This is a genomic window from Chromobacterium sp. Ag138, assembly GCF_055181315.1.
Genome location: NZ_JBUPWA010000001.1, coordinates 1,098,074 through 1,102,373, shown reverse-complemented (window position 1 = coordinate 1,102,373; position 4,300 = coordinate 1,098,074). Strand labels below are relative to the sequence as shown.

Genomic DNA, 4,300 nt, shown 5'->3' with positions numbered 1-4,300 from the left:
GGCGGCGCCGCCGACCTGCGCTACGCCGCCGAGCACATCACCTCCCAGGATGACGAAGTCACGCTGATGGTGGGGGTGGACACCCAGGTGGTGCACGGCTTCGTCAATTGCAACGCCACCGGCGCCATCACCGGCATCGGCAACGCGCTGCCGCGCGAAGTGCTGCATCTGGTGGCATTGAGCCGGGCGGCGGCCATGGGCGACGCCGTGGCCCGCCGCCGCGCTGGCGAGCTGGAATCGGCGCTGGCCGTGCTGTCTTCCTTCGACGAGGGCTGCGACTTGGTGCTGTATTACAAGCACCTGATGGTGCTGAACGGCGACAAGGAATACGCGCTGCATTTCAACGAGAGCGACGCGCTGAGCGCCGCCCAGCGCCGTTATGCCGAAACCCAGTACGCGCTGTTCCGCGAGTGGTACCGCAACTGGTCGGCCGAGCAGAACGTCGCCTGACATCCCATCCCCGCCGCGCCATTGCGGCGCGGCCAGCCCCTTATTGCGCAGGAAACATGATGAATCTGACAGGCAAGATGCTCATCGGCGGGCAGGCCGTCGTAGGCCGCCGCGAGGTGATCCGGGCGATAGACCCGTCCACCGATCAAGCACTGGAGCCGGACTACCCCGGCGCGGACCGCGAACAGGTGGAGCAGGCCTGCGCCTTGGCCTGGGAGGCGTTTGACGCCTACCGCGAAACCGCGCCGGAAACGCGGGCGCGCTTTCTCGAAACCATCGCCGACGAGATCGAAGCGTTGGGCGATGCGCTGATAGAACGCGCGATGGCTGAAACCGGCCTGCCGCGCGCCCGCTTGCAGGGCGAGCGCGGCCGCGCCTGCGGCCAGCTGCGGCTGTTCGCCCGCACGCTGCGGGCCGGCGAGTGGCAGGACGCGAGGGTAGACCCCGTCTTGCCGCAGCGCCAGCCGCTGCCGCGCGCCGACCTGCGCCAGCGCCAGGTGGCGCTGGGACCGGTGGCGGTGTTCGGCGCCAGCAATTTCCCCTTGGCTTTCTCAGTGGCTGGCGGCGATACCGCTTCCGCGCTGGCGGCCGGCTGCCCGGTCATCGTCAAGGCCCACAGCGCCCATCCCGGCGTCAGCGAGCTGGCTGGGCGGGCCATCGCGCGGGCGGCGGAAAAATGCGGACTGCCGGCCGGCGTGTTCGCGCTGCTGTTCGGCGAAGGCCGCGAGGCGGGGCAGGCGCTGGTGGCCGATCCGCGCGTCAAGGCGGTAGGCTTCACCGGCTCGCGCGGCGGCGGCCTGGCCTTGTGCCGGCTGGCGCAAAGCCGGCCGGAGCCGATTCCGGTGTTTGCGGAAATGAGCTCCACCAATCCGGTGTTTCTGCTGCCGGCGGCGCTGCGGGCGCGCGGCGAGGCGCTGGCGCAGGGTTTCGTCGGCTCGCTGACGCTGGGCGCGGGACAGTTCTGCACCAATCCCGGCTTGATCATCGCCGAGCAGGGCCCGGCGTTGGACGGCTTCATCGCCGCCTCGTCCGCGCTGCTGCGGCAGAGCCCGGCGCAAACCATGCTGACGCCCGGCATCTTCCGCGCTTACCAGGCCGGCGTGGACGCGCTGTCCGGCCATGCCCGGCAATTGGTGGCTGGCCTGCCGGCTACTGGGCCCAACCAGTGCCAGGCCCAACTGTGGCTGGCCGACGCCGGGGACTACCTGGCCAAGCCGGCGTTGCGGGCCGAAGTGTTCGGCGCCGCCGCCTTGATCGTGCGATGCCGGGACGCGGGGGCGTTCCGCCAACTTGCCGAGCAGCTGGAAGGCCAGCTCACCGCCACGCTGCAATTGGACGAAGGCGATCTGGACCTGGCCCACGCGCTGCTGCCCACGCTGGAGCGCAAGGCCGGCCGCATTCTGGCGAACGGCTGGCCCACCGGCGTGGAAGTGTGCGACGCCATGGTGCATGGCGGGCCGTACCCGGCCACCTCGGACGCGCGCGCCACCTCGGTGGGCACGGCGGCCATCCAGCGCTTTCTGCGGCCGGTCTGCTACCAGGACTTCCCGGACGCGCTGCTGCCGCAGGCATTGCAACAGGCCAACCCGCTGGCGCTGCGCCGCCTGCTGGATGGCGGGCGGGAGGGCTGAGCCATGGCGCCCGCTCTCGCGCCCGGCGCAGCCGTCATCGTGGTGGGCGCCGGCGTGGTCGGCATCGCCGCCGCCTTGCAGCTGCGCTTGGCGGGTTTCGAGGTGACGCTGCTGGACCGCGGCGAGCCAGCAATGGAAACCAGCTACGGCAACGCCGGGGCTTTCGCCGTCAGCGACGTGATTCCGTTGGCCGAACCCGGCGTGCTGCGCAAGGTGCCCGGCTGGATGCTGGACCCGCTGGGGCCGCTGGCCCTGCGCTGGCGCTACCTGCCCACGCTGGCGCCCTGGCTGCTGCGCTTCCTGGCCGCCAGCCGGCCGCGCCGCGTGGCGGAGCTGACGCAGGCGCTGGCCGCGCTGCTGGGCCGGGTCAACGACGACTACGCCGGGCTGATCGCCCAAGCCGGTCTTGGCCACCTCTGGCGGCGGCACGGCAACCTGACGCTGTACCGCAGCCGGGAGGAGTTCGACGCCGCCGCGCCGGACTGGGAGGCCAAGCGCCGCCATGGCGTGCGCTGGCAGGCGCTGGACCGCGAGGCGCTGGTGGAAGAAGAGGGAGTTGTGGGCGAGGAGTGGCGCTACGCGGTAAAGGTGCCGGCGTGGTCCCATGTGGACGATCCCTATGTCTTCAGCCGCGGCCTGTTCGACGCCTTTATCCGCGAGGGCGGCCGCTTTGTCCGGGACGAGGCGCTGGCCACGGCGACGGAGGCCGGCCGCGTGGCCGGCGTGGAAACGGCCGGCGGCCGCCTGCGCGCCGACGCGGTGGTGATCGCCTGCGGCGTATGGAGCGACCGCTTCGTCAAACAACATCGATACCGCGTGCCGCTGGAAAGCGAGCGCGGCTATCACGTCAACCTGCCCAAGGCCGGGGTGGCGCTGCGCCACTTCATCCAGTGCGCCAGCGAGAGCTTCGTCATCCTGCCGATGGCCAACGCCGGCTTGCGCCTGGCCGGCACGGTGGAGCTGGCGCACCGCGCCGCGCCGCCGGACTGGCGCCGCGCCCACATCCTGCTGGACAAGGCCAGGCGCATCGTCGGTGATTTTTCCACCGAAGACATGACAGTGTGGATGGGCAACCGCCCGTCGCTGCCGGACACCCTGCCTATCATCGGCCCGGCCCCGCAGCCGGGGCTATGGTTCGCCACCGGCCACGGCCATCTGGGCCTTACGCTGGCGGCCACCACCGGCGCGCTGCTGCGCGACATGCTGCAGGGGCGGACCCCGGCGCTGGACATGCAGCCGTATCGGCTATCTCGTTTTTGACCCTGCCTCAGGCTGGCAGAGACCGGCAGCGGCGGGGGAGCGGTAGCAGGGCGGTCCGGGTGGCTTGCCCTGGTCAATGCAGCAATAAAGGAGACATCTCATGGCTTGGAACAAACTGTTTGCGGAAGTGAACTGGGTGGTGGCGTTGGGCGGCATGATGGCGCCGTTCGCCATGGCGGCGGCCCATGCCGATACCGTGGTCAAGATAGGCTTCGCCTCGCCGATGTCCGGCCCGCAGGCCCACTATGGCAAGGACAATGAAAACGCCGCCAAGATGGCGGTGGACGATGTCAACGCCAAGGGACTGGTGGTGGGCGGGCAGAAGATCAAGTTCGAACTGGTGTCCGAGGATGACCAGGCCGATCCGCGCATCGGCACCCAGGCGGCGCAGCGGCTGGTGGACGCCGGGGCGAAGGCCGTCATCGGCCACTTCAACTCCGGCGTGTCCATCCCGGCCTCGCGCATTTACTCAGAAGCCGGCATCCCGCAATTGTCGGTGGCCACCAACCCGGCCTATACCCAGCAAGGCTACAAAACCACCTTCCGCCTGGTGGGCAGCGACAGCCAGATAGGCGGCGCGCTGGGGCAGTTCGCCGTCAAAACGATGAAGGCCAAGACCATCGTCGCCATCGACGATCGCACCGCCTACGGCCAGGGCATCGCCGATGAATTCGTCAAGGCGGTGGCCGCCAACGGCGGCAAGGTGACCCGCCGAGAATTCACCACCGACAAGGCTACCGACTTCACCGCCATCCTCACCTCGCTGAAGGCCGTCAATCCGGACGTGGTGTTTTACGGCGGCGCCGACGCCCAGGCTGCGCCCATGGTCAAGCAAATGAAACGGCTGGGCCTCAAGGCCAAGCTGATGGGTGGGGACATGCTCAACACCCCCACCTTTATCCAGCTGGCCGGCGCGGACGCGGCCGGCCATTACTCGGCGGTGGGGGGGGGGGGGGGGG

General features: G+C 69.9%; 3 protein-coding genes and 1 pseudogene. All 4 read left to right on the top strand.

All coding sequences use genetic code 11. From position 1 onward, the window contains the following. Window positions 1–450 (top strand): annotated as a pseudogene (locus tag ACY3GB_RS04570) (dihydrodipicolinate synthase family protein); the annotation flags it as partial. A 56-nt stretch (window positions 451–506) separates the two neighbouring features. After that, window positions 507–2,081, top strand: coding sequence for an aldehyde dehydrogenase (NADP(+)) (locus ACY3GB_RS04565; protein WP_463087204.1), 1,575 nt, complete (start codon window positions 507–509; stop codon window positions 2,079–2,081). Between the two features lie 3 nt (window positions 2,082–2,084). Then, window positions 2,085–3,341, top strand: a complete 1,257-nt coding sequence (locus tag ACY3GB_RS04560; protein WP_463087705.1) for an NAD(P)/FAD-dependent oxidoreductase — start codon at window positions 2,085–2,087, stop codon at window positions 3,339–3,341. Window positions 3,342–3,441: 100 nt separating this feature from the next. Then, window positions 3,442–4,300: branched-chain amino acid ABC transporter substrate-binding protein (locus ACY3GB_RS04555; RefSeq protein ID WP_463087704.1), on the top strand; the 859-nt coding region annotated here is incomplete at its 3' end.

Coding starts and splice junctions, on each gene's coding strand:
- ACY3GB_RS04565 (WP_463087204.1), top strand. CDS start 507: ATGATGAATCTGACAGGCAAGATGCTCATCGGCGGGCAGGCCGTCGTA.
- ACY3GB_RS04560 (WP_463087705.1), top strand. CDS start 2,085: ATGGCGCCCGCTCTCGCGCCCGGCGCAGCCGTCATCGTGGTGGGCGCC.